At 60.6% G+C, this 23,420-nt stretch carries 18 protein-coding genes; 3 read left to right on the top strand and 15 right to left on the bottom strand.

Translation table 11 applies throughout. The features are described from left to right. Nucleotides 1-10: 10 nt before the first annotated feature. From AB4N74_RS02330 to AB4N74_RS02260, 15 genes are all read right to left on the bottom strand, one after another. On the bottom strand, nucleotides 11-1,081 hold the full coding sequence (locus AB4N74_RS02330; RefSeq protein ID WP_460098067.1) for a class I SAM-dependent methyltransferase: 1,071 nt from the start codon (nucleotides 1,079-1,081) through the stop codon (nucleotides 11-13). Further along, a complete protein-coding gene (locus AB4N74_RS02325; protein WP_460098066.1) occupies nucleotides 1,078-1,929 on the bottom strand; it encodes an NAD-dependent epimerase/dehydratase family protein in 852 nt (283 codons plus the stop codon). The genes AB4N74_RS02330 and AB4N74_RS02325 overlap by 4 nt, the downstream gene beginning before the upstream one ends. Further along, nucleotides 1,926-3,152: a methyltransferase domain-containing protein gene (locus tag AB4N74_RS02320; RefSeq protein ID WP_460090177.1), complete on the bottom strand. Its 1,227-nt coding sequence runs from the start codon at nucleotides 3,150-3,152 to the stop codon at nucleotides 1,926-1,928. Before AB4N74_RS02320 ends, AB4N74_RS02325 begins: the two co-directional genes overlap by 4 nt. Then, nucleotides 3,149-3,709, bottom strand: coding sequence for a dTDP-4-dehydrorhamnose 3,5-epimerase family protein (locus tag AB4N74_RS02315; protein ID WP_093439614.1), 561 nt, complete (start codon nucleotides 3,707-3,709; stop codon nucleotides 3,149-3,151). Before AB4N74_RS02315 ends, AB4N74_RS02320 begins: the two co-directional genes overlap by 4 nt. Next, nucleotides 3,706-4,788, bottom strand: a complete 1,083-nt coding sequence (gene rfbG / locus AB4N74_RS02310) for a CDP-glucose 4,6-dehydratase (protein ID WP_095050161.1) — start codon at nucleotides 4,786-4,788, stop codon at nucleotides 3,706-3,708. Before rfbG ends, AB4N74_RS02315 begins: the two co-directional genes overlap by 4 nt. Beyond that, nucleotides 4,770-5,543, bottom strand: a complete 774-nt coding sequence (rfbF, locus tag AB4N74_RS02305; RefSeq protein WP_186624419.1) for a glucose-1-phosphate cytidylyltransferase — start codon at nucleotides 5,541-5,543, stop codon at nucleotides 4,770-4,772. Before rfbF ends, rfbG begins: the two co-directional genes overlap by 19 nt. 848 nt (nucleotides 5,544-6,391) lie before the next feature. Next, nucleotides 6,392-9,985 (bottom strand): glycosyltransferase, encoded by a 3,594-nt coding sequence (locus AB4N74_RS02300; protein WP_460090175.1) that lies wholly within the window; start codon nucleotides 9,983-9,985, stop codon nucleotides 6,392-6,394. A 108-nt stretch (nucleotides 9,986-10,093) separates the two neighbouring features. Then, nucleotides 10,094-11,662 carry a flagellar hook-associated protein 3 gene (locus AB4N74_RS02295; protein WP_099758333.1) on the bottom strand — a complete coding sequence of 523 codons (1,569 nt, stop codon included), beginning with the start codon at nucleotides 11,660-11,662 and terminating at the stop codon, nucleotides 10,094-10,096. 13 nt (nucleotides 11,663-11,675) lie between these two features. After that, a complete protein-coding gene (gene flgK, locus AB4N74_RS02290) occupies nucleotides 11,676-13,721 on the bottom strand; it encodes a flagellar hook-associated protein FlgK (protein WP_093439590.1) in 2,046 nt (681 codons plus the stop codon). A gap of 24 nt (nucleotides 13,722-13,745) precedes the next feature. Then, the gene (flgJ, locus tag AB4N74_RS02285) at nucleotides 13,746-15,038 is read right to left on the bottom strand and encodes a flagellar assembly peptidoglycan hydrolase FlgJ (RefSeq protein ID WP_460098065.1); all 1,293 of its coding nucleotides are present in this window, start codon (nucleotides 15,036-15,038) and stop codon (nucleotides 13,746-13,748) included. 11 nt (nucleotides 15,039-15,049) lie between these two features. Beyond that, a complete protein-coding gene (locus AB4N74_RS02280) occupies nucleotides 15,050-16,138 on the bottom strand; it encodes a flagellar basal body P-ring protein FlgI (RefSeq protein WP_176091703.1) in 1,089 nt (362 codons plus the stop codon). A gap of 27 nt (nucleotides 16,139-16,165) precedes the next feature. Continuing rightward, the gene (gene flgH / locus AB4N74_RS02275) at nucleotides 16,166-16,861 is read right to left on the bottom strand and encodes a flagellar basal body L-ring protein FlgH (RefSeq protein WP_038363773.1); all 696 of its coding nucleotides are present in this window, start codon (nucleotides 16,859-16,861) and stop codon (nucleotides 16,166-16,168) included. A gap of 52 nt (nucleotides 16,862-16,913) precedes the next feature. After that, complete coding sequence (flgG, locus tag AB4N74_RS02270; RefSeq protein ID WP_095050156.1) at nucleotides 16,914-17,699, bottom strand: flagellar basal-body rod protein FlgG; 786 nt, start codon at nucleotides 17,697-17,699, stop codon at nucleotides 16,914-16,916. Nucleotides 17,700-17,744: 45 nt separating this feature from the next. Beyond that, the gene (locus AB4N74_RS02265; protein WP_093439577.1) at nucleotides 17,745-18,485 is read right to left on the bottom strand and encodes a flagellar basal body rod protein FlgF; all 741 of its coding nucleotides are present in this window, start codon (nucleotides 18,483-18,485) and stop codon (nucleotides 17,745-17,747) included. A gap of 310 nt (nucleotides 18,486-18,795) precedes the next feature. After that, on the bottom strand, nucleotides 18,796-20,355 hold the full coding sequence (locus AB4N74_RS02260; protein ID WP_099758329.1) for a sigma-54-dependent transcriptional regulator: 1,560 nt from the start codon (nucleotides 20,353-20,355) through the stop codon (nucleotides 18,796-18,798). Between the two features lie 374 nt (nucleotides 20,356-20,729). Between AB4N74_RS02260 and phhA the strand changes: the two genes are divergently transcribed. The 3 genes from phhA to AB4N74_RS02245 all read left to right on the top strand — a co-directional run bounded on the left by phhA (nucleotide 20,730) and on the right by AB4N74_RS02245 (nucleotide 23,187). Then, nucleotides 20,730-21,521, top strand: coding sequence for a phenylalanine 4-monooxygenase (gene phhA / locus AB4N74_RS02255; RefSeq protein WP_007965510.1), 792 nt, complete (start codon nucleotides 20,730-20,732; stop codon nucleotides 21,519-21,521). A gap of 116 nt (nucleotides 21,522-21,637) precedes the next feature. Beyond that, a complete protein-coding gene (locus AB4N74_RS02250; RefSeq protein WP_460098064.1) occupies nucleotides 21,638-21,994 on the top strand; it encodes a 4a-hydroxytetrahydrobiopterin dehydratase in 357 nt (118 codons plus the stop codon). Beyond that, nucleotides 21,994-23,187 (top strand): amino acid aminotransferase, encoded by a 1,194-nt coding sequence (locus AB4N74_RS02245; protein WP_427118718.1) that lies wholly within the window; start codon nucleotides 21,994-21,996, stop codon nucleotides 23,185-23,187. Before AB4N74_RS02250 ends, AB4N74_RS02245 begins: the two co-directional genes overlap by 1 nt. Nucleotides 23,188-23,420: the final 233 nt, after the last annotated feature.

The following is a 23,420-nucleotide window of genomic DNA, read 5'->3' as shown; positions in this document are numbered from 1 at the left end:
ATCTCAAGGGTCACTGAAACGAAGCGCTGTCGACGGCGTGATAGACGTAGCGTCCACCGGTCATCCGCTTGATCTCTTCGAGGTAATTGGAATTCATCACAAACAGGTTGGCGCCCTCGGGCAGCGCGTCCATGGCCTCTTGCGGCGAGGACACCCGCGCGCCGCTCAACGGCAGATAACGCCCCTGCTTGGCCGGGTTGATATCCACCACACGGTCCACCGCCACACCGGCACGTTGCAGGAACAGCGAATAAATCACGCCTTTGGACGAAGCGCCCCAGATCGCCGAACCCTGCTCGGGGGCGGACTGAATGATCTGCACGGCGCGATCGAGGCTGGCGGTGAAGCCGTCAGGCAGGCTCAGGCGCGGCACCGGTTGATCCGGAGTCAGGCGCAAGGTCGACAGGTCGGCGACGATGTACAGGTATTGGCCACCGAACAGGTGACCGGCCTCGTGCACAGTGCCGAACATCCGGCGCAGGTCATCGAGACGGAAATAATTGACGTGTTCGTAGAACAGGTCGAACCAGGCTTTGTGCTCGAGGATCCAGTCAAAGCACGGCACTTCGATGTAGATCTGTCCGCCCTGATTGGCGTTGGCCATTTCCGCGAGGAAACTGACCGGATCCTGAATGTGCTCCAGCACATGGCGCAGGACGATGGCGTCCGCTGCCAGACCCAGGCCCCGTGTGAAAGGTGCCTTGATCACGTCGGCATTCCCGCCTTCGTACGCCGGATCAATGCCGGTGATCGAATAGCCGAGGCCCTTGAGCAATTCCAGGAAATAGCCTTTGCCACAGCCGACTTCGATCAGCTCCTGGCCCTTGAAGTGCTTGGCGATGATGCCTTCGACGTCACTCAAGTGCTTCTGGAACTGGCCGGAATGCGCCTGCTCGTTCTGGTAATCGGCGTCGTAGCTGAGCTTGTCGGCGTCGAACGCCGCGTTGAAGATCAGACCGCTGCGCTCGTCCTGCACCAACAGCATGTCGGCACTGGCCGAGGCCTGCGCCGACGCGGGATCGGCAAAGGTGCGATTCTGCAGCACCGGCAGGTCGGTGACCCGGTACAACTCGTGCCTCATTGCGGCTCTCCCAATAACTGTTGCAAGCGCTCGGTCACCGCCCAGAACGCCAAGGGCTCGTGGGTCGGATACGGGTAGTGGCCGAGGTTCAGATTCAGTGTCGCGCCACGTTCGCGCAGGCGCTGTTCAACCAATGAACGCACCGACACCGGTTGGCCGCTGGCGCAATTGATCACGCCGTCGAAGTCGTGTCGTTGCAGGATCGCGGCGAGGTAACCGGCAGCGTTTTCAATCGGCAGAAAATCACGCAACTGCTCGCCGGCCGACATGTTGAACGACGGCTCACCGGTATCGATCGCCCGGTCCAGTGCCGCCAACAGGCTGTTGGGGTTCTGCCCTTCGCCATGCAGATAGAACAAGCGCGCCCACTGCAACGTGAACGGCAGTTCCTGCTGCAGGTTTTGCAAAAACAGGTGCAGCGTGTGCTTGGCCAGACCGTAAGGGTTGCTCGGCTGCGGCGCGGAGCTTTCGCTGAGCGGACCGCTTTGCATGCCGTATTCGAAACAGGTGCCGGTGACCAGCACCTGCTGCACGCCCGCCTCGACCGCGCTTTTGATAAAGCGGTAATCGGCCATCAGGTTGTGCTCGAAATGGAACAGCGCCCGATAGTTCGGCAAGCCCGGCCAGGCCAGATGCGCCAGCGCATCGATACCAACGGTCAACGCAACGACATCGAGATCGGCGGCGTGAATATCCGCGCTCACAAACTCGACGTCGTTGATCCACGGCATGCCTTTCGCGATTTCTACGTTGCGCGCCACGGCGCGGATCTCGCAGCCACGGGCCAGCAACGCCGCAACCAGATGGCGGCCGACAAAACCGGTAGCGCCGGTAACCAGTACCTTCACAGCACTTTCAACTCGGGCACGGCGATCACAAAGCGGCCGTCCCACTGACGCACTTGCGCCAGTTGCTGACTGACTTCGTGCAGCAGGTTCCACGGCAGCACCAGCACGTAGTCCGGTTTTTCGATGTCGATCTGCGCGGGCGCAACGATCGGAATGCGACTGCCCGGCAGGAATTTACCCTGCTTGTGCGGGTTGGCATCAGCCACCCAGGCGAGCAGGTCCGGTTTGACCCCGGCGTAGTTGAGCAAGGTGTTGCCCTTGGCCGCCGCGCCGTAACCGACTACCCGCTTGCCGTCGGCCTTGGCCTGCAACAGAAAGCGCAGCAAGTCATGCTTGATGCGTTCAGCGGCAGGCGCGAGGGTTGCGTAGTACTCGACGGTTTTTACCCCGGCCTCGAACTCGGCCTGCAACTGTTGTTGCACCGCTGGTTGAACCACGCGGCGTTCACCGTCCTTGCGCTGGACGAACACCCGCAGCGAACCGCCGTGGGTGGTCAGTTGGCTGACGTCGAAGACTTCCAGACCATTGCGCTCGCACAGGGTCTGCACGGCGGTCAGCGACAGGTAGGAATAGTGTTCGTGATACAGCGTGTCGAACTGCGCGCCAGCCATCAGCGTCAGCAGTTGCGGGAATTCGAAGGTGGCGACGCCGGTCGGCTTGAGCAGCGTCGCGAAGCCACCGAGGAAATCGTTGATGTCCGGCACATGGGCGAGCACGTTGTTGGCCGCCATCAGGTCAGCGCCCCAACCTTCGCTTTTCAGTTGCGCAGCAGTGTCGCAACCGAAGAACAGTTCGCGGATCTCCAGGCCTTTTTCGCGTGCCGCTTGTGCAGTGCTGCGCGTCGGTTCAACGCCCAGGCAGGCAATGCCGCGAGCGGCGACGTATTGCAGCAGGTAACCGTCGTTGGCGGCGACTTCAACCACACGGCTGTCGGCGGTCAGGCCGAAACGCTCGACCATCTCGGCGACATAGCGCTCGGCATGGGCCAGCCAGGTGCTGGAGAACGAACTGAAATAGGCGTACTCGGCGTCGAACAGGCTATCGGCGCGGGTGTAATCCTCGGTCTGCACCAGCCAGCATTGCTGGCACACGGCGACCTTCAGCGGCACCCATTGCTCGGCCTGCTCCAGGCGATCAGCGTGCACATAGGCGTTGGACGGTGGCGAGGTGCCGAGGTCGATCAGCGGCAGGCTCAGCGGTGCGGCGCACCCACGGCAGTTCATAGACGCACTCCAGCAAAGTGTTGATCGAGCGCGGGATGGCTGGAATCACGCGCTGACAAATTATTGACAGGCAACGGCCAGGCAATCGCCAGCCGTGGATCATTCACCGACAGCCCGCCCTCGTGCTCCGGCGCGTAATCGGCGCTGTGCAGGTAAAGCAGTTCGGCGTCTTCGGTGAGGGTCTGGAACCCATGGGCGAACCCGGCCGGAATCAACAGACTGCGGCCGTCGCCAGCCTTCAGATGCTCGGCGTGCCAGTGCAGAAAAGTCTCGGAGTCAGGGCGCAGATCCACCGCCACGTCCCACACTTCACCGCGCAGGCAAGTGATCAGTTTGGCTTCCGGGGCATTGGCATTCTGATAATGCAGACCACGCACACTGCCCTTTTCACGGGTGCAGGAATGGTTGATCTGACGGATATGGAACTCACTGCCGAACGCACTCAGGCTGCCTTCGCAGAACAGCCGGGCAAAGTGTCCGCGCTGATCTTCGAAACGTTTGTGCTGGACGCTGAACAGTCCGGCCAGCGGCAATGCCTTCAGGGAGAATTCGCTCACAACGCGCCTCGGTACAGGTTCAGTTGGCCGAGAGTGACGTTGCGCATGTCATCGCCGTTCTGCCACGCCAGATGCCAGTCGAGGGTCTGGGCCAGACATTGTTGCAAGGTCCAGCGCGGATGCCAGCCAAGTACTTGGCGTGCGCGGCTGCTGTCCAGACGCAGCAGGCCGGCCTCGTGCAGTTCGCTTTTTTCGATGCGCAAACCGCACGCCTGCGGCCAGCGGCTGGCGAGCAATTCGACCACTTCGCCGACACTGCACATGTCCGCTTCACCCGGGCCGAAGTTCCACGCCCCGGCGTATTCCGGGCCTTGTTCGTAGAGCCCGGCGGCCAGTTGCAGGTAACCGGCCAGCGGCTCCAGCGCGTGCTGCCACGGGCGCACGGCTTGCGGATAACGCAGGGTCACCGGTTCGTCGGCGCTCCACGCTTTGAGCACGTCGGGAATCAGGCGCTCCGGGGCAAAATCGCCGCCGCCCAGGACGTTGCCAGCGCGCGCGGTGGCCAGGGCCAGACCGTGCTCGGCGTACTTGTCCGCCGGGAAAAACGACGCGGCATACGACTGTGCGAGCAATTCACAGCAGGCCTTGCTGCTGCTGTAAGGATCGTGGCCACCAAGGGCTTCGTCTTCGCGGTACGGCCACAGCCATTCCTTGTTGGCGTAGACCTTGTCAGTGGTCACCAGCACGCAGGCGCGCACGCAACCGACCTGACGAATCGCTTCGAGCAGGTTCAGCGTGCCCATGACGTTACTGGAGTACGTGCCGAGCGGATCGCGATAGCCTTCGCGCACCAACGGCTGAGCCGCCAGGTGCAGAACGATCTCAGGCTCGGTGTCGGCGATGATTTCCAGCAAGGCACCGAGATCCCGCAGATCACCGCGCTGATCGTTGATGCCCTCATGCACCCGCGCCAGTTCGAACAAGCTCGGCTCAGTCGACGGATCCAGGGAAAAGCCGCTGACTTGCGCGCCGAGGCTTTGCAGCCACAGGGTCAGCCAGCTGCCTTTGAAACCGGTGTGTCCGGTGACGAGGACGCGTTTGCCGCGCCAGAAATCCGCACTCAGGCCCATTGCTTCCATGGGGCCTCCCCGCTCTGCCACAGCGCTTCGAGATGGTTCTTGTCGCGCAGGGTGTCCATCGGATGCCAGAAGCCTTCGTGCTCGAAGGCTTTCAACTGTTCGTCCGCGGCCAGACGCGCCAGCGGTTCGGCTTCCCAAGTGGTGGCGTCATCGGCGATGTACGGCAGCACTTTCGGCGAGAGCACGAAGAAGCCGCCATTGATCCAGCCACCGTCACCGCGAGGCTTTTCGGTGAAGCCCAGCACTTGATCACCCTGACGCTCAAGCGCGCCGTAGCGGCCCGGCGGTTGCACGGCAGTGACGGTCGCGAGACGGCCGTGGGCTTTGTGGAAATCCACGAGTTGAGCAATGTTGATATCGGAAACGCCGTCGCCGTAAGTGAAGCAGAACGCCTCTTCATCCTTGAGGTAACGGCCGGCACGCAGCAGACGACCACCGGTCATGGTTTCCTCACCGGTGTCGATGAGCGTGACGCTCCACGGCTCGCTGTAATTCTGGTGCACGTCCATGCGGTTTTCACGCATGTTGAAGGTGACGTCAGAGGTGTGCAGGAAGTAGTTGGCGAAGAAGTCCTTGATCGCATAGCCCTTGTAGCCGAGGCAGATCACGAAGTCGTGAATTCCGTGGGCGGAATACTGCTTCATGATGTGCCAGAGAATTGGCTTGCCGCCGATCTCGATCATTGGCTTGGGCTTGAGGTGCGACTCTTCACTGATGCGCGTGCCGAGGCCACCCGCCAAAATAACTGCCTTCATCGTCTCCCCTCTTGTTCTTCACCGGGCTGCGCATGGCTTTGTTGAGCGCTGCGGGCCGTCTGGCTAAACCTTTTGCCGCTCCGGGCGCCGCTGGAGTGACCGCGAGCGCTCGTTTTATGGCGATTTACAGGGGACTTGCAGGAAACGCGCCAGCTCCACAAGCCCCCTCACCCTAACCCTCTCCCAAAGGGAGAGGGGACTGACCGAGGTGTTTGGGAGAGCTACGCCGACGTGAAAGACCGAGTCGAGCTCAGATTCTGAAACAGATCAAAAGCCCCTCACCCTAACCCTCTCCCGGAGGGAGAGGGGACTGACCGAGGTGTTTGGGAGAGCTACGCCGACGTGAAATACCGAGTCGAGCTCAGGTTTTGAAAGGCCCACAAATCGGCTCCCTCTCCCTCGGGAGAGGGCTGGGCGGGCGGCGTTCCGATGAGGGGAAAACCCACCACAAATCCAAAGCCGACCACGCCCCGCTCCTCACCACTCAACAGGATGAGCGTTAGCTCGGCTGCAGCTCTTGATCTGTAGGGCGACGTCGGAAGGCTGAGTGGAGGGATTGATCCGGGCGTGGGAGCGCAGCGACCGTTTGGCGCAGCCAAACACAGCGAGAGGAGGTGCAGCGAAGCAAACCGTAGGCGCTGCGCCCGGATCGATCCCGCAGCGAAGGAACCCCGAGCCCCAGCGAGCGGGCCGTACGCAGGAGCAAGCGTTTTTGGTTACTTTTTAGGCGTTTGTAAAAAGTGACCCGCCGTAAGGGCGGAACCCTAATCAGCAACCCCCGCAGCAACGGATACACCCCCAAAACCCCAAGAGCCTGGTCGGCCCAAAGGCCGCCAAGCCCGGCTCGATCAATCCGCCAGCCAGCCGTATTCCCAGTAGCGCAAGTTATCGCCGCGCAACACGTAATCGCGCAACACCACCTCACGCAATTCATCGCCCATGCGATAACTGGCATCCGGATCGGCCAAGTGCATACGGATCGCTTGCAGCCATTCATCCGTACTGTTGGTCTTGATCCGCGTGCACGGCAAATAACCGCGATAGGCCTCGGTATCCGTACAGATCACCGGGTAACCGCAGGCGCCGTATTCCAGTAGCCGCAAGTTGCTCTTGCAGTCGTTGAAGATATGGAATTCCAGCGGCGCCAGTGCCAGATCGAGGTTGAGACTGGCCAGTTTTGCCGGGTACACGTCCAGACCGATGACACCGTGGAACTCATGCATGTAGGGACGCAAATCATCCGGGCACATGCCGAAAAACACCCAGTCGACTTCATTGGCCAGTTCACGAACGACCTCGGCGATCACCGCCAGATCACCGTGGTGACTGGTGCCGCCGCCCCAGCCGACCCGCGGTTTCTTCGAGGTCCGACGCTGGCTGCGCAGGTGGCCCCACAAGTCCTTGGCCAACATGTTGGGGACGACACGAATGTCGTGGTGCATGTCCGACAGCACATTAGCCAGTGGTGCGGTGGATACGACCGCGCGATCACACAGCCCGATCGCACGCCGCACCATGCGCTCCATATCCTGCTTGCTCGGCATGTTACGGATGTGCGCATTGCGGTGGGGAACATCAATGACGTAGTCGTCGAGTTCGAAGATCCGTCGAGCGTTGAAGTACTTTTTCAGCGGTGGGATTTCATCGATGGCGTACTCCGAGTAGCGCCCTTGCAGAACGATCACATCAGGCGACTGACGTTCGATGTCGATGATCGACGGCAAGCCGTAGCAAATGCGCCCTTCAGCCCGATTGGCCGCTTCCAGCTCGATCATCGGCTGGCTCATGCGGTAATGGCCGATGGCTGAAGCATTGATCGGCACCACCAGCAGATTGGGCAGCTGCGCCTTGGAGAACGCACTCCACCCCGTGCGCAGTCCCGGCTCCAGACTGAAGTTGGTGGCGCCCACGCCCTGCAACGTCAGGTTGACGTTGTAGGCCGGGTCTCGCGCCACCAGCGGCAACCAGCGCTGGTAAAACGTGTCCCGCTCCTCGGTGTGCAGCGCTTCTTCCTCCGGTGTCGCCATCGCATTTGGCCGCGCACCCACAGCCAGGATCGCATTGGGGTTCAACACCACCAGATAACCGTCGCGGCCAACGCGCAGACACAGGTCCACGACATTGAGCGTTTGTTTGAGGTCCTGCTCGTCCAGCCCGCCGGCAGCTTCGAACACCGACTTGCGAATCATCAGGCAATCACCGCCGACGGCACTCAGGTCATGCACCGCCTGCAGGCGATGCATGTACCCTTCCGACTGCATCGGCTGGCCATAGAACGGCAACCCGACCGGCCCGTTCAAGCCAAGAATCAGCCCGGCGTGCAGTACGCCGCCGTCCGGATTGAACAGCTTGGCGCCAACCACCCCGACTTCCGGGCGTTGCGCATGATTGAGCAGTTCGTCGAGCCAGTCGTTCCGGGTGATCACCGCAAAGGCGTTGAGCATCAACACATACTCACCGCGCGCCTGGCTGACGGCATAGTTGTGCACCGCTGCTGCGTTACCCTTTTGCGGGTAGCTCAGCACGCGAATCCGCTCGCTGCCCAGTTGTGCCATACCGTCCAGCCAAGCCAACGCTTCAGCGCTTTCGCTGCCGTTATCGACCAAGAGCAATTCGTACTCGGTGTAGTCGGTCTTTTCCAGCAATGTCTCGACGCAGCGTTGCAAGGCAGCCGTCTGGTCCTGCGTGACAATGACCACCGACACCAATGGGCGCCGGGCATGCTGATAGTCGACACGATTGAGCAGCCCGCCGTTACGGTCGCGAATGTCGTGAGCAATGCCAAGGCGTTGCAGATGCGCTTCGAGGATTCGCGGACTTTGCTGCGCAACGCCAGGATCAGTGAGCCATTGCGACAGGTCGAATTTCGACTCCAGCAACACTTCAGCAATGTGCCCGACCACTTGCAGGCCATCGCTTTCAACCATGCGCCACAGCACATCGTGGGGCGCGAGTTCGGCGAACGTCGAGGTAAAACCACCAAGCGCCAGGAACCGTTCGCGCTGGAACGCCAGCGCACGTCCGACGTAAGGGTAGCTGCGCATAAGGTCGAGGTTGAAATCCGGCTTGAACGCAGGCTCGGCCGACTCACCATCGCGCAGACTGCCTTCGTCGCTGTACAGGCATGTCAATGAGCTTGCGTGCGCAATGCGATCGGCCATCACCAACAATGCTGGCGCCACCGGGCAGTCACCTGGCTGCAACAGATAAAACCAGTCGGCGCCTTCCAGTTGCGGCAGCAGAGCGTTGATCTGCTCCAGGCCGTCACCCTGCAACGGCATGTGGAACACCCGATCGTCCAGCTTCGCTTCGCTGCAAGCCGTGGACAGCAGCAGAACCAGCTCCGGCGGGTAATCCTGAGCGGCGAGTGCCGCAAGGGTGCGCTTCAGGCCATCGCGACTGCCTTGGGCATCAATGATGATCGGCACGATGCGCGGTCGGTACGGCCAGCCAGCGAGGGTTTCCGGCAGCCATTGGCGCTGCGCCTCGGTCAACACCCGAACCGCCAGCCATTGTGCATAGAGTTCGCCAAAACTGAAGCTGTCGACTCCGACCCCCAGCTCCTGACGGCTCTGCTTGGTGCCGAGGGTACGGCTCAGCGGCAGTTCTTCCCAGACCCGAGGTGTCTCATCGGCCTTGGTCAACGGCACATAACGCACCCAGCCCGGCGCCGGTGCCGACTCGCCGCTGCGGACCTTGAGCATTTGCGAGATCCACTCGCGCTCGATCTCCGCCGCGTCTTTCATCGGTTGCTGCGCGCTCAGACGCTCGGGGTAGAGACGCTCGGCACTCAGTACGTTGTTGGAGACCACCAGATTGCCGCGCCGCAACAGACAGACGTACAAGGCAAAATCCAGCGTCGCAACGAAGCAGGCACCCTCCTCGGTCAAGGCTGGCAAAAGCTCCACAACATCGCTACGGCGAAACAGCGCACTACTGAATCCACCCAGTACGTTGACCGGGAATTTTTCAAAGATGCTCAGTACATCGTCGCCTTTGAGCAAGCCACTGGCCGGCGACAATGAGCTGTTTTCCAGACGTGCGGGCAGGATGATGTCGTTGGCATCCCACAACAACCGTTGCGCTACCACCAGACTGACTTCGTCACGCCGCAGCTCGTGGGCTTGCTGTTCGATACAGGCCGAATACAGCAGGTCATCGTCACACAGGAATTTGATGAACTCGCCCCGGGCTTGCTCAAGGCAGGCCTTCAGGTTACCGACCAGTCCCAGCGTTCGTGGGTTGCGCACGTAACGCACGGCAAAGCCGGTCTGTTCCGTCACCCGCGTAACGATGTCTTCAATCTCGTCGCCACGATTGTCATCGCACACGATGATTTCAAGATTGGCGTAATTCTGGCTGACAGCGCTGTTCAGCGTCCGCTCGAAGAAGCGCGGATTGAAGGCGGGAATGACAAGACTGACAAGAGGGAGTGAATTCACGGCGGGCTCACAGGCGGTGCGAGCCCGCTCGGAAAAGCGAGCCCTTGATACCGCTAAAAAACATGACTGAGTGGCAGGGTAAACGGGCGCTTACGCGCCCGTTGAGGATCAGATCTTGTTGAACAGACCCAACTGGCTGATCTTGCTGAACGCAAGCTGCGAAGCTTGCAGCATGGTCTGCTGCAGGGTCAGTCGCGTCATCACTTCAGCCGGATCCGAATCGCGAATGGAACCTTGCGTGGTGGTATTCGCGGTGCTCAGACTGTCATTGGTGGTGGCTTGCATTTCCAGCGCCTGACCACGGGCACCAATCTCGGTCACCGCAGCGCCGATTTGATTGTTGGCCGCGTCGATGTTGCCGAGACCCGCCTCCATGGCGCCCTGGAATTTCTGCTTGGCCACCGGATCACCATCGATCGGTGTATTCAGAGCAGTAATCATCTGACCGAGGGTGTCGAGCACGTTCTGGGTCTGGTGATCATTTGGGCGGATCGAGAACTGATCACCCGCGGCCGGTGCGCTGCCCAGAGCAAAGGTCACGCCTGCCGCCGTGGCGTTGCTACCGGCCACAGTGCCCGAGGACACCGGTTTGCTGTCCGCAGTCACCGGCGCAGCATACAGATCGAATGCGGTGGCGCTGGTGAACTTGAGAACGGCGCCGCCCTGCGGGAATGCCGCGGTGTACGCTGCCTGGTCAGTGATGCTCGAACCGGTAATCACGGCGGTCGACGGGTTACCCGGGCTGCGCGTAGTAGTGAACGAGTCAGGCGCGGTGGACAACTGGAAGCTGTGGCCGGCAATGACCGCGTCCGGGTTGGTATCACCAGCCTTCAGGTTGATGTTCAGCTTCATGTCGACGCCACGGAAGCTGACCGTCTGGTTGGCACCGCTGCTGTTGCTGACCAAACCGTTCTGGCTCGCCTCAGCCGTCACGTCGTTGCCAAGGGCATCGGTGATTTTCAGCTGGGTGCTGCTGAGGAAGCTGACGGTATACGGCTGGCCAGCGGTGAACTTGGAGTTGTAAGTGGCTACGGTACCGATCGTGCCGTTGGACAGTACGACGCGACCGTCATCCACTGCCGGTGCGGTCATGGCGACGTTGGTACGCGCGGTATTGATGGTCTGCTGGAAAGCAGCCCAACCGGTGGTGTTGGTGCCGATCGTCATGCCATCGCCGATGCCCAGATTGATCGTGGTCTGGTCACCGTTGTAGCTGTAGGTGCCGTCGGCATTCTGCGAATACGGCGCGGTGTCGGTCTTCGAACCAGAGAACAGGTAGTTGCCGCTGGCATCCTTGGCGTTCATCAGACCCAGCACTTGTTGCTGGATCTGGCCCATTTCCGAAGCGTAAGCCTGGCGGTCCTTGTCGGTGGCCGTGCCATTGTTGGCGGCCAGGGCGAGTTCCTTGGCGCGGGCCAACGCGGTGGTGATCGAATCCAGCGTGGATTCTTGCACGGTCAATGCACTTTTGGTGCTGTCGACGTTGGTCTTGTACTGATCGAGCATCGCGGCCTGCTGGCCCAGTTGCAGCAAGCGCCCGGCACCGATCGGATCATCGGCGGCGGTATTGATGCGCTGCAGGCTGCTCGCCTCGCTGGCGGTGGCGACGGCCTTGTTGAAGTTACGCTGATAGTCCGACGCTTGCGTGCCGTAATACTGGGCGGTGGAAATGCGCATGAATTACGACTCCTTAAAGGCTGTTGATCAGCGTGGCGAAAGTTTCCTGCGCAGCTTTGATGATCTGCGAAGACGCTGTGTAGTACTGCTGATATTTGACCAGGTTGCCGGTTTCTTCATCCAGGTTGACCCCGGACAGCGAATCGCGCGCGCCTTTGGCGTTATCCAGAATCGCCGAGGTCGCGGCGCTGTCGGACTTGCCTTGGGCGGTTTTGGTACCGACGTTGGTCACCAGCTTGTTGTAGGCGTCAGTCAGGCTGATGCCCTTGCTCGCCGAACCGGTATCGACGGTCTGCGCCGTTTGCAGGGCGACCAGCGATTGCGCGTTGCGGTTGTCCGAAGACGCCGCACCGGTGAGATTCATGGTGAAGGTTTCGCCGGACTTCGGCGTGCCGCCAACGGTGGTCTGTACGGAGAATGTCTTCTGCACGTTCGGCGTAACACTGGTGTCCATCACCGGGTTGCCGCTGGCATCGACGATGCCGACTTTCAGGTCTAGCGTGTTCGATTGACCGGGAACGATAGTGCCGCTGCTGATGAGGCCGCCCTTGGCATCCACAAAGGTGTAGGACTGGCTGCCCCCGGTGACCGCACCAAACACCAGTTTGACCGGCGTCGAGTTCTTCAGCGCCGCTTGCATGTCAGCCTGGGCAGTCGGGTTGTAGATATCGATTTTGCTGTTGAGCGTCGGCTGGGTGAAAGTGCCCAGACCGTTGGCGCTCGCCACACCGGTCAACGGACCGGCCGCAGCGATTTTCTTCGGATCGGTGAGCACTGTCTGGATGCTCGCCGCCGCATTGCGGGTCGGCGTGACTTTGAAGCTGTCACCAGCGCTCAACGCACCACCTTTGAGCGCGAGGGTGAAACCGTCGATCACTGGAGGTGGATTGGTCGTCGTGCTGAACGCACCCAGATCGGTGCCGTCGGAGCGCTTGACCGTGTAGTCAGTGGCACTGGTGAACGTCACCTGATAATCGCTGGTGGTCAGCTTGCCGGTGTCCTTGATGGTGACATCGAGGTTACCCGAACCGGTGCTGTTGCCCGACTGCGCGATGCTGCGCGAACTGATCAGCGCGGCACTGTTGATGTTGTTGAAAATCGCCGCGCCGAAGTCACCGTTCTTGTCGATGCCCTGGGCTTGCTGACTGTTGACCTGATCAGCGATCACCAGCGCCACGCGGCCCAGCTCGTTGAGCGACGGGTCGAGGACTTCTTTGCGGTAAGTCAGCAGGCCGCCGATTTCACCGCCGCTCATCGCCGAGGTGATGTCGATGGTGCTCGAACCGCGATCCATCTGGATGGCCATGCGCGACGGGTCGTCTTTGCTCGCGACCATGCTCAGCGTGTTGGTGGTGTTGCCGATCACCAGCGGCTGGCCGCTGCCGATGTAGACGTCGAAACTGGTGCCACGCTCGACGATTTGTGCACCCGTCAGTTCGGAGAGCTGGCGCACGGCTTCGTTACGGCTGTCGAGCAGATCGTTCGGCGCACCGCCACTGGTGGAGATCTCGCCGATTTTCTGGTTCAGGTTGGCAATCGAAGTGGCCAGTTTGTTCACCTGGGCCGTCATGTCGCCAAGGCTGCCGTTGATGGTGGTGTTCTGGTCGTTGAGCTGTTTGGCGATGGTATTGAAGCGACTGGTCAGCGCCTGCGCACCGGTCAGCACCGATTGGCGGGAGGTGTCATCGGTCGCCGACGTCGAAACGCCCTGCATCGTGGTGAAGAACTTCTGCAGCACACCGGTCAGGCCGGTGTTGGTGTCCGACAGCATCGAGTCCAGCGGTGTGGCCTGCGCCAGGTAAGCAGCCGATTCGCTGTCGAGCGAAGTAGCGGTGTGCAGCTGGCTTTCCAGGTAAGAGTTATACACCCGGCGCACGTCGGCCAGGGTCGTGCCCGTACCGATGAACACGGTGCCGAACTGCTGCGAGGATTTGGTGCCCTGCACGGTTTGCTGACGTGAATAACCGGCGGTGTCGACGTTGGCAATGTTGTTGCCTGTCGTAGCCAAAGAGGACTGGCTGGCCGACAGTCCCGACATCCCGATATTGAGCAAACTCATGGTTCAGACCTTATACCTTGTGCCTTATAAAGGCGTGGTGGATACACCCGCCGCAGCGTAGTTTTGGAAACTGTTCATCTGCTTGGCAATCTGCGAAATCTTGCTTGCGTAGTTCGGGTCGGTGGCGTAACCGGCCTTCTGCAACTCGCGTACAAACTGTTCTGGGTTATCGGCAGACTTCAGCACATCTTGATAGCGATTATTGCTCTGCAGCAAAGTCACCAGATCGTGGAAGCTGTCCTTGTACGAGGCGTAGGAACGGAACTCGGCCGTCTCCTTGACCATCTCGCCATTGCGAAACTCGCTGGTGATCGCCCGGGCCGAATCGCCCTTCCAGTTGCTGCTCGCCTTGATGCCGAACAGGTTGTGGCTGCTACTGCCATCCTGGGCACGCATGACCGACTTGCCCCAACCGGTTTCCAGCGCCGCCTGCGCCACCAGATAACGCGGATCGACGCCGATGCGGTCGGCCGCTTCCTTGGCCATCGGCAGCATGGTGTTGACGAATTCGTCGGCGGAACTGAAAGCTTTCTTCGCCGGCGCCAGTGGAATCTGCGCCATGGCGCGACCGTAGACCTGCATCTGTCCGCCCGAAGCTTTTTCGCCCTCGGCGCGGGCCAGCCAATCGCCGTTGTACAGCGGGCCGGCGCCAGTGGTGGCAGCCGTTGTCGCACGCTGCGGCAATGCCGTTGCCGCAGCCGGCGTGGCTGACGGCACCAGCCCGGCGAGCAAACGATCGGCCAGTTTTGGTGGCAAAGCCAGGCGACGCTGATTGATCAGTTCCATATCGTTGCGATGAGCCAGTTGCGTGTTCGGCGCATTCACCGAACGCGACGCCCACAGCGGTCGCTCGCCATTGAGCCGCGACAACGGGCCATTGGTGGCAACGGTGCCGGCGGCAATCGGCGTAGCCACGGCAGCAGCTTTCGCCTTGGCTTCTTCCTGCTTCGCCGCGGACGCGGCAGCAGCCTCGCCCGGCGCCAGCGGTTTGTTCTTCGACATCTGGCGCATCAGCACGTCAGCCAGACCGATACCACCCCCCTCGCGAGACATGGAAACGGCCAGTTGCTGGTCGTACATTTCCTGATACTGCTTGGCCGCCGGCGTGTTCAGCGGATTGTCTTCACCCAAGGCGTTGGTCGCCGAGCGCATCGACTTGAGCATCTCGCCAAGGAACAGCGATTCGAATTCCTGCGCCACCTTGCGCAGGTTTGCATCGCTGTTCTTGTCGCCGACCTTGAGCTGGTTCAGGCGATTGAGGTCCGAGTAGGAACCCGAATCGCTGCTGCTGACCAGACCGCTTTTGCGCATATCCATAAGGGTCAGCCTCAGATCACGATCAGGTCGGCTTGCAACGCGCCGGCCTGCTTCAAGGCTTCGAGGATCGCCATCAAGTCACCCGGCGCCGCGCCGACCTGGTTCACCGCACGGACGATTTCGTCGAGGGTGGTGCCCGGGCCGAATTTGAACATCGGTTTGGCTTCCTGCTCGGCATTCACCCGCGAGCGCGGCACGACAGCGGTCTGGCCATTGGACAGAGGGCCAGGCTGGCTGACAATCGGGTCTTCGGTGATGGTCACGGTCAGGCTGCCGTGGGTCACGGCGGCTGGCGACACTTTCACGTTCTGGCCAATGACGATGGTGCCGGTACGCGAGTTGATGATGACTTTCGCCACCGCCTGCCCCGGGTCGACTTCGAGGTTTTCCAGGATCGACAGGTAGTCGACGCGCTGGCTCGGATCGAGCGGCGCAGTGACACGGATCGAACCGCCATCGATGGCTTGCGCAACGCCAGGGCCAAGCATGTCGTTGATCTTGTCGACGATGCGTTTGGCCGTGGTGAAGTCGGAACGGTTGAGGTTCAGCGTCAGGCTGTTGCCTTGGTTGAAACCGCTCGGCACCGAACGCTCCACAGAGGCACCGCCGGGGATACGACCGGCCGACGGAACGTTGACGGTGATCTTCGAACCGTCACGGCCTTCGGCGTCGAAGCCGCCGACCACCAGGTTGCCCTGAGCGACTGCGTAGACGTTGCCGTCGATACCCTTGAGCGGGGTCAGCAACAGCGTACCGCCACGCAAGCTCTTGGAGTTACCGATCGAGGACACGGTGATATCGACCTGCTGACCGGGTTTGGCGAACGCCGGCAAGTCGGCACTGATCGACACCGCCGCGACGTTTTTCAACTGCACGTTGCCCGATCCCGGCGGCACCTTGATGCCGAACTGCGAGAGCATGTTGTTGAAGGTCTGCAGGGTGAACGGGGTTTGCGTCGTCTGGTCGCCGGTGCCGTTAAGCCCGACCACCAAGCCGTAACCGATCAACTGGTTGGAACGCACGCCGGAAATGCTGGCGATATCTTTCAGCCGCTCGGCGTGGGCACCAAAGGCTGCGGACATCAGCGCCGCAGCCAGCATGAGGCTCTTGAAATTCAACGTAGCCACCTAGAAAGGGAACAGCGGGCTGAGGAAGAAACGGTCGAACCAGCCTGGCTGACTCGTATCGGCAAACGCGCCGGTACCCGAGTAGGTGATGCGTGCATCGGCGACCCGGGTCGACGACACAGTGTTGTCCGTGGCGATGTCATCGGCACGCACCAGGCCGGCGATGCGCACCAGTTCGTCACCGGTGTTCAGCGTCAGCCACTTCTCGCCACGCACGGCGATGATGCCGTTGGGCAGCACGTCAGCGACGGTCACGGTGATCGAACCGGTCAGGCTGTTGCTCTGTCCGGACTTGGCGTCGCCTTTGGTCGAACGGTCGGCGCTATAGCCGGCGTTCAGACTCAGGTCGTTGCCCCCAATCGGATTGTTAGTGGTCAGGCTGGAGCCGAACAACGAGGTCAGACCGACCTTGTTGTCACTGTTCTTGTCCATCTGCGAATTGGCATTCTTGCTCGCCTGCGTGCGCTCGTTCAGGGTGATGGTGATGATGTCACCGACCCGGAAAGCCTTGCGGTCGCTGTACAGGTTCTGCTCGAAGCCGGCCTGATAGATCGAGCCATTATTGGCGGCAGCCGGCAACGGCGTGCGCGGCAACACCGGGGCGTAGTAAGGGTCATTGGGCTTGGGCGTCGGAGCGACGCAGCCCGCGAGCGAGACGACCCCACTCAATGCCAGAACAGATACAAAGCGATTCATGACCCTACCTCACGGTGTTGCAGGCGACCTCATGGCCGCCTCATAGACTTGATTACAGATTCTGCGTTACGAACGAGAGCATCTGGTCAGCGGTGGAGATCACCTTGGAGTTCATCTCATACGCGCGCTGAGTGGTGATCATGTTGACCATTTCTTCAACAGTGCTGACGTTGGAGGTTTCCAGGGTGTTCTGCAGGGTGGTACCGAAACCGGCCAGACCCGGAGTGCCGACTTGCGGCGCGCCGGAAGCGGCGGTTTCCAGGAACAGGTTGTTACCCACTGCTTGCAGACCGGCCGGGTTGATGAAGTCGGCGGTTTGCAGGTTGCCAATCACTTGCGCTGCCGGGTTACCGGCGATGGTCACCGACACAGTACCGTCACGGCCAACGGTGAAGGTCTGGGCGTCGTTCGGGATAACGATGGCCGGTTCCAGAGCGAAACCGCTGGCGTTGACGATCTGGCCGTTGGAATCGAGGTGGAAGGTACCGTCACGGGTGTAGGACGTGGTGCCGTCCGGCTGCAGGATCTGGAAGAAACCGCGACCGTCGATGGCCATGTCCAGCGGCTGCTCGGTGGTTTGCAGGCTGCCGGCGGTGAAGTTTTTCTGGGTGCCGACAATGCGCACACCGGTACCCAGTTGCAGACCCGACGGCAGTTCGCTGTCCTGAGTCGACTGAGCGCCCGGCTGACGCTTGATCTGGTAGAGCAAGTCCTGGAATTCGGCACGATCACGCTTGAAACCCGTGGTCGACACGTTCGCCAGGTTGTTGGAAATGGTGGTCAGGTTGGTGTCCTGGGCGGACAGACCGGTTTTGGCAACCCATAGAGCCGGAAGCATTCGATTCTCCTCGTGCGCCTGTTTTTCGGCGCGACGTTCTGATAATTAGCTGATCTGCAAGACCCGAGCCATGGCCTGGTCGTCGTCTTTGGCGGTGTTCATCATCTTGACGTGCAACTCGAACTGCTTGGCCAAGGCCAGCACCGAGGTCATCTCTTCAACGGCGTTAACGTTGCTCGACTCGAGGAAACCCGACACCAGTTTGACGTTGGCATCGGCCGGCGCAGGCTGGCCGTCCTTGGTGTAGATCGAGCCGTCGAGGCCCTTGTTCATGTTCTTGATGTCCGGGTTGACCAGCTTGATCCGGTCGACCTCCGCCATGACGCGCGGGCCTTCGCCCATCGCCCGAATACTGATGGTGCCGTCTTCACCGACTTCGATCTGCTGCTCGGGCGGCACGGCGATCGGACCGCCATTGCCCATCACCGGCATGCCGTTGCCGGCGCGCAATACGCCGAGGGCGTCGACGTTGAGGCTGCCGGTGCGCACGTAGCTTTCGCCGCCGTTCGGGTTCTGCACGGCGATCCAGCCATTGCCGGTGACCGCAACGTCGAGGTCACGACCGGTCTGCACCAGCGAGCCCGGAGTGAAGTCGGTGGCGGGCCGTTCGCTCATGGCAAACGCACGCGCCGGAAAGCTGTCACCGAACACCGGCATCGAACGCGCCTGCTCCAGGTCGCGCTGAAAACCGTTGGTGGAGATGTTCGCCAGGTTGTTGGCATGAGCCTTCTGCGCCAGTGCGTTCTGGCTGGCGCCGGTCATTGCCACATAAAGGTACTTGTCCACACTCTTTCCTCTGCATGCCGGACGTTTGCCGCCCACCGCTGTACTGCTGAGCCATAAGCAATTTGCAGACCAACTTTTTTCTGGCGCACAAAGGCCCGGCAAACAAAGGACTTGGGGGATGGCGAGGGGAAATTTGAAATGTATCGAAGTCGAAAAACCGGCGGTGTTATGCCGCTTGGCGGCAATCCCTCGAATGATCGTTCCCACGCTCCGCGTGGGAATACCTCAATGGACGCTCTGCGTCCGCTTTGGGACGCGGAGCGTCCCGGGCTGCATTCCCACGCAGAGCGTGGGAACGATCATGCTTGAGCTATGAATCGGTTTTACCGACTTCATACTCGCGCAGTTTATTGGCAATGGTGGTGTGCGAAACCCCCAGCCGCTTACCCAATTGCCGACTGCTCGGATGCTCGGAATACAGCCGCTCCAGCACCGCTTTCTCGAAGCGCCCGACAATTTCGTCCAGGCCACCTTCCAGCGAGAAATCGCCAAGCGGCTGACGCACGCCGTAATCCGGCAGGCGAATATGCTCGGCCTTCACCGTGCCGCCATCGCACAGCGAAACTGCCTGAAACAAAACGTTCTCCAGTTGCCGCACGTTGCCCGGCCAGTGGTAATGACTGAGGCGATCCATCGCCGCCGGCGCCAGTTTCGGCAGTGTGCAACCGATCTGCCGACTGGCCTGATCGAGGAAGTGCTCGACCAGCGGCGTCAACCCGTCGAGGCATTCGCGCAACGGCGGGATGTGCAGGGAGAGCACGTTCAAGCGGTGGTACAAATCCTGGCGAAACTCGCCGCGCGCGCACAACTCCGACAAGTCGACCTGCGTCGCACAGATGACCCGCACATCCAGATAAACCTCTTCATCACTGCCGACCCGGCGAAAGCAACCGTCCTGCAAAAAGCGCAGCAACTTCACTTGAAGACGCGGGCTCATCTCACCGACACCGTCAAGAAACAGCGTGCCGCCCGCCGTCAATTCCAGCAGCCCGAGCTTGCCTTCGGCGCGTGCACCTTCGAACGCGCCCGGGCCGTAGCCGAACAACTCAGTCTCGGCCATCGACTCCGGCAGGCCTGCGCAGTTGAGCGCCATCAACGGCGACTGCCCACGCGGACTGGCGAGGTGACAGGCGCGCGCAAGCAATTCCTTGCCGGTACCGGTTTCGCCCTCAATTAATAGCGGAGCGTCGAGCGGCGCCATACGCCGTGCTTCGCGCACCACGGCGGCCATCACTTTCGAGCTCTGGAAGATGCTGTCGAAACCACGCAGCTCCTGCTTGCGCACGTTATAGATACGCTCGCCAACGCGGTCAGCGCGATGCAAGGTCAACACCGCACCGGCCATGGCCTCGCTGTCGTCGTGCTCCGATTGCAGCGGCGCGATGTCGGCCAGAAAGATGTCGCCCTTGACCTTGACCCGCATGCCGTTGATTCGCGATTTGTTGGCGCGCACCAGCTCTGGCAAATCGAAATCCTCGGCGTAACGCGACAGCGGAATCCCCGGCACTTCATCGACGCGCACGCCGAGCAACTGCGCCGCCGCGCGGTTGGCCGCCACGATCGAGCCGCCCATGTCGATCGACAGCACCGGAAACTCCAGCGCGCCGAGCAGCGCATTCAACTCCATGTGCCGACGCTCGCTGGGCATCAGCCCAACCCGCTTGACGCCAAACACCCCGGCGATCGCCTCGAATTTCGGGCGCAACGCCTGGAACTGGATGTTGATCAGGTTCGGGCAATGCAGATAGATCGCGTTGCCATGCTCACCGCCGACCTCACCGCGCGCGACGTTGATCCCGTAGGCAACCAGCAGGTTGAGAATGTCGCGCAGGATGCCGATGCGGTTCTGGCAGTGGACTTTGATGCGCATAAAAATCGTCCGAATAAACGATGAGAAACCTGTAGGAGTGAGCCTGCTCGCGATGGCTTTGGGTCAATTGATATTGATGCTGACTGATGCACCGCTATCGCGAGCAGGCTCACTCCTACAGGGGGACCGCGCCAGACTTTTCTGTCGAGGCCCGCAGATAGTTGTCAAGATTATGTGACAGCCACCGGCCTTTTCAAACCCGTGAATCACCGCAAATGCGAGATATCCGTCAAAGCGTAACGATAATTTTACGATTTACAGAGAAATTTCCTACGCGCAGGCCATTCAACCTGCTGCACATCAACTCGCTCTCAGGTAATTCTGAATCCATCGCTGGACATAACAAGAACGAATTCCCCTAGCAGGAGAGCAGTATGAAGCAGACGCAATACGTGGCCCGCGAGCCCGATGCGCAAGGTTTTATCGACTACCCCGCCGAAGAACATGCGGTGTGGAACACGCTGATCACTCGCCAGTTGAAAGTGATCGAAGGGCGTGCCTGCCAGGAATACCTGGACGGTATCGAAAAACTCGGTCTGCCCCACGACCGCATTCCGCAACTGGGCGAGATCAACAAGGTGCTCGGCGAGACCACCGGTTGGCAGGTCGCCCGCGTGCCGGCACTGATCCCCTTCCAGACCTTTTTTGAATTGCTGGCCAGCAAGCAATTTCCTGTGGCGACGTTCATTCGCACCCGCGAAGAACTGGACTATCTGCAAGAGCCGGACATTTTCCACGAGATCTTTGGTCACTGCCCGCTGCTGACCAACCCGTGGTTCGCCGAATTCACCCACACCTACGGCAAACTCGGTTTGCAGGCCACCAAGGAAGAACGTGTTTATCTGGCGCGCCTGTACTGGATGACCATCGAGTTCGGCCTGGTCGACACCCCGCAAGGCAAACGCATTTACGGTGGCGGCATCCTGTCTTCGCCAAAAGAAACCGTTTATTCGCTGTCGGACGAACCTGAGCATCAGGCGTTCGATCCGCTCGAAGCCATGCGCACGCCGTATCGCATCGACATCCTGCAACCGCTGTACTTTGTCCTGCCGAACCTCAAGCGTCTGTTCGACGTGGCCCATGAAGACATCATGGCCATGGTTCGCCAAGGCATGCAGCTGGGTCTGCACGCACCGAAGTTTCCGCCGAAACCGAAAGCCGCGTGAACCGCGACTTTTGCTGACAATTGAGCCTGTCCGTCGCCGCCACTTTGGTTTAGCGTGACGGCATTGACAGCTCAAACGTTTTAATAAAAAAAACACACTCGATTCAGGAATACACCATGTCCACTTTGAACCAAGCCCACTGCGAAGCCTGCCGCGCCGATGCGCCACAAGTCAGCGACGAAGAACTGTCGATCCTGATCAAGCAGATCCCTGACTGGAACATCGAAGTCCGCGACAGCATCATGCAGCTGGAGAAAGTTTTCCTGTTCAAGAATTTCAAGCACGCCCTGGCGTTCACCAACGCTGTCGGCGAGATCTCCGAGGCAGAAGGTCATCACCCGGGCCTGCTGACCGAATGGGGCAAAGTCACCGTGACCTGGTGGAGCCATTCGATCAAAGGCCTGCACCGCAACGACTTCATCATGGCTGCGCGCACTGACGAAGTGGCCAAGACCGCAGAAGGACGCAAGTAATGCACTTCGACGCCATCGGCCGGGTACCCGGCGACCCGATCCTCGGTTTGATGGAGGCGTATGCGCAGGACACCAACCCGCGCAAATTCGACCTGGGCGTTGGCGTCTACAAGGACGCTCAGGGCCTGACGCCAATCCCCGAGGCGGTGAAAATCGCCGAAGCGCGGCTGGTCGAAAGCCAGGACACCAAAACCTACATCGGCGGCCACGGCAACCCGCTGTTCGGCAAAGTCATCAATGAGTTGGTGCTCGGTGCCGACTCGAAGCTGATCGCCGCACAACGTGCCGGCGTCACCCAGACGCCGGGCGGCACAGGCGCCCTGCGCCTGGCTGCCGACTTCATCGCCCAGTGCCTGCCGGGCAAAGGCGTGTGGCTGAGCAACCCGACCTGGCCGATCCACGAAACCATTTTCGCCACGGCCGGGGTCAAGGTCAGTCACTACCCATACGTGGGCAGTGACAACCGCCTCGACGTCGACGCCATGCTCGCGGTGCTCAACGAAGTACCGAAAGGTGATGTGGTGCTGCTGCACGCGTGCTGCCACAACCCGACCGGTTTTGACTTGAGCCATGACGACTGGCAGCGCGTGCTCGATGTGGTGCGCAGCCGCAATCTGCTGCCGCTGATCGACTTTGCCTACCAGGGCTTTGGCGACGGTCTGGAGCAGGATGCGTGGTCGACCCGGTTGTTCGCGGCCGAGGTGCCAGAGTTGCTGATTACCAGCTCCTGCTCGAAGAACTTCGGCCTGTACCGCGACCGCACCGGTGCCCTGATCGTCTGCGCGAAAACCGCCGACAAGCTCATCGACATCCGCAGCCAACTGGCCAACATCGCCCGCAATTTGTGGTCGACACCGCCAGATCATGGTGCTGCGGTGGTCGCAACCATCCTCGCTGATCCCGAGCTGAAAGCCCGCTGGGCCGATGAAGTGGAAGCCATGCGTTTGCGTATCGCGCAGTTGCGCAGCGGCCTGGTTGAAGCGCTGGAGCCGCATGGCCTGCGCGAGCGTTTTGCACACATTGGCGTACAACGCGGGATGTTCTCTTACACCGGACTGTCGCCGGAGCAAGTGAAACAACTGCGTGAGCATCACAGCGTGTACATGGTCAACTCGGGCCGGGCGAACGTCGCCGGCATCGACGCTACGCGCCTCGCCTTGCTGGCAGAAGCCATCGCCAGCGTCTGCAAATAGTCTAAACACCGCAATACCCTGTAGGAGTGAGCCTGCTCGCGATAGCGGTGTATCAGCCAGCATTTTAGTTGACTGATACACCGCTATCGCGAGCAGGCTCACTCCTACATTTGTTCTGTGGTGACCTTTCGTTTTTGCCTCCCCTGCGGCCATCTGTCGCATTAATTTGAATTAAAAGTCTGATTGTCATTTTTCCTGCTGTATCCTGCGCAGGCTTTCAAGAAGCGCGGATC

Source organism: Pseudomonas sp. H3_C08 (assembly GCF_054669455.1).
The sequence above is the reverse complement of the archived record's forward strand: the minus strand, read 5'-3'. Positions and strand labels throughout refer to the sequence as shown.

Coding starts and splice junctions, on each gene's coding strand:
- AB4N74_RS02330 (WP_460098067.1), bottom strand. CDS start 1,081: ATGAGGCACGAGTTGTACCGGGTCACCGACCTGCCGGTGCTGCAGAAT.
- AB4N74_RS02320 (WP_460090177.1), bottom strand. CDS start 3,152: ATGAACTGCCGTGGGTGCGCCGCACCGCTGAGCCTGCCGCTGATCGAC.
- rfbG (WP_095050161.1), bottom strand. CDS start 4,788: ATGGAAGCAATGGGCCTGAGTGCGGATTTCTGGCGCGGCAAACGCGTC.
- rfbF (WP_186624419.1), bottom strand. CDS start 5,543: ATGAAGGCAGTTATTTTGGCGGGTGGCCTCGGCACGCGCATCAGTGAA.
- AB4N74_RS02295 (WP_099758333.1), bottom strand. CDS start 11,662: ATGCGCATTTCCACCGCCCAGTATTACGGCACGCAAGCGTCGGACTAT.
- flgK (WP_093439590.1), bottom strand. CDS start 13,721: ATGAGTTTGCTCAATATCGGGATGTCGGGACTGTCGGCCAGCCAGTCC.
- flgJ (WP_460098065.1), bottom strand. CDS start 15,038: ATGGATATGCGCAAAAGCGGTCTGGTCAGCAGCAGCGATTCGGGTTCC.
- AB4N74_RS02280 (WP_176091703.1), bottom strand. CDS start 16,138: ATGCTGGCTGCGGCGCTGATGTCCGCAGCCTTTGGTGCCCACGCCGAG.
- flgH (WP_038363773.1), bottom strand. CDS start 16,861: ATGAATCGCTTTGTATCTGTTCTGGCATTGAGTGGGGTCGTCTCGCTC.
- flgG (WP_095050156.1), bottom strand. CDS start 17,699: ATGCTTCCGGCTCTATGGGTTGCCAAAACCGGTCTGTCCGCCCAGGAC.
- AB4N74_RS02260 (WP_099758329.1), bottom strand. CDS start 20,355: ATGCGCATCAAAGTCCACTGCCAGAACCGCATCGGCATCCTGCGCGAC.
- phhA (WP_007965510.1), top strand. CDS start 20,730: ATGAAGCAGACGCAATACGTGGCCCGCGAGCCCGATGCGCAAGGTTTT.
- AB4N74_RS02250 (WP_460098064.1), top strand. CDS start 21,638: ATGTCCACTTTGAACCAAGCCCACTGCGAAGCCTGCCGCGCCGATGCG.
- AB4N74_RS02245 (WP_427118718.1), top strand. CDS start 21,994: ATGCACTTCGACGCCATCGGCCGGGTACCCGGCGACCCGATCCTCGGT.